Annotated in this window: 1 protein-coding gene and 1 pseudogene; both read right to left on the reverse strand. The window is 77.4% G+C overall.

All coding sequences use genetic code 11. The features are described from left to right. Positions 1-119: 119 nt before the first annotated feature. Complete coding sequence (locus tag ABZ885_RS41600) at positions 120-476, reverse strand: hypothetical protein (protein WP_360200466.1); 357 nt, start codon at positions 474-476, stop codon at positions 120-122. Between the two features lie 151 nt (positions 477-627). Further along, positions 628-1,190: pseudogene (locus ABZ885_RS41605) on the reverse strand (hypothetical protein); the annotation flags it as partial.

A 1,190-nucleotide genomic window follows, 5' to 3' on the forward strand; every position in this document is an offset into this window, starting at 1 on the left:
GGATCCGGGTCAGGCCCGGGTCAGGCCCGCATCAGGGCCCCGTCGGATCCGGGTCAGGCCCGGGTCAGGCCCGCATCAGGGCCCCGTCGGATCCGGGTCAGGCCCGGGTCAGGCCCGGGTCAGGCCCGCTGCACCCGCACGCCGCCGAGCAGACCCCAGGCGTCCACCCGCACGGTCGGGCCGCCGGGCTCGGTCGGGCCGTCGTCGCTGACACCGCCGAGGCGGATGCCGCCGACCACCACGCGGACGTTCGACCGGACGGTCAGGCTCACGCCGCCTATCAGGCTCAGCTTGGTGATCTTCAGCTCGGCCCCGTCGGGGAGGTCGACGTCGGTGAGGTCGATGTTCGCGCCGCCGATCAGCGATGCGGTCACCGTCCGCTCGTGGATGGTCGCCCCGGCCAGCTTGTGGCCGCCGATGATGCTCACGCGGACATCGGTTCCGTCGTGGTCCTGCGCCTTGTTGTCCTTGATCATGTTCCCAACTCTAGGGCAGTCGCCGGCACGCCCGGCAGTGTGTCAGCGCACCTCCGCACCGTGACAGTTGTCATCCCGCGGCCGCCCGCCACGGAGCCCGGGCCGTGCCCGTACGAAGCGCCGGGACCGCCCGTACGAAGCCCACGGGGCGTCAGGGCTGCCAGCGCAGCACCGCGCCCACGCCGCCCGCCGGGCCGGCCGCCCCGGCGGGGACGAGCAGCGCCTCGGCCCCGGTGGCCGCGGCGCAGCGCAGCAGCGCGTCCGCCGCCGGGGCGGACTGCGCCGCGTCGGCGCCCATGGTGCGCACCTCCCCGCGCTGGACGGCGACGTGCTCGGGCTCCGGGCCGACCCACACCCGGCGCTCGGCGTCCGCCGCGCCCTGCTGGATCAGCAGGGTCGCGACCCGGTGCTGCCGGGCCGCGGCGACCACGGCGGGCACGCCCTGGGCCGCCGCACCGGGCGCGGCCTCGGTGCCGTCGCCGTCGGTGGTGTGCTCCCCCGGGCGCCCGAGACCGGCCCGGAAGTCCGCCAGGGCGGCGTCGAGCCGGCGCTGCCGGTGCTCCTGCCAGGCCCGGGCGAGCTGCCGGTCGAACGCCTCGGCCGCGATGCCGCCCGCACGGCCGCCGCCGTCCACCTCGACCGCCACCCCGCGCAGCAGGTGCGGCAGCCGGTCGTGGACCGCGCGGCGCTCCCCGGCGACGCCCGAGAGTACGA

Source organism: Kitasatospora sp. NPDC047058 (assembly GCF_040643935.1).
In the GTDB taxonomy this organism is placed as follows: Bacteria; Actinomycetota; Actinomycetes; order Streptomycetales; family Streptomycetaceae; genus Kitasatospora.

Coding starts and splice junctions, on each gene's coding strand:
- ABZ885_RS41600 (WP_360200466.1), bottom strand. CDS start 476: ATGATCAAGGACAACAAGGCGCAGGACCACGACGGAACCGATGTCCGC.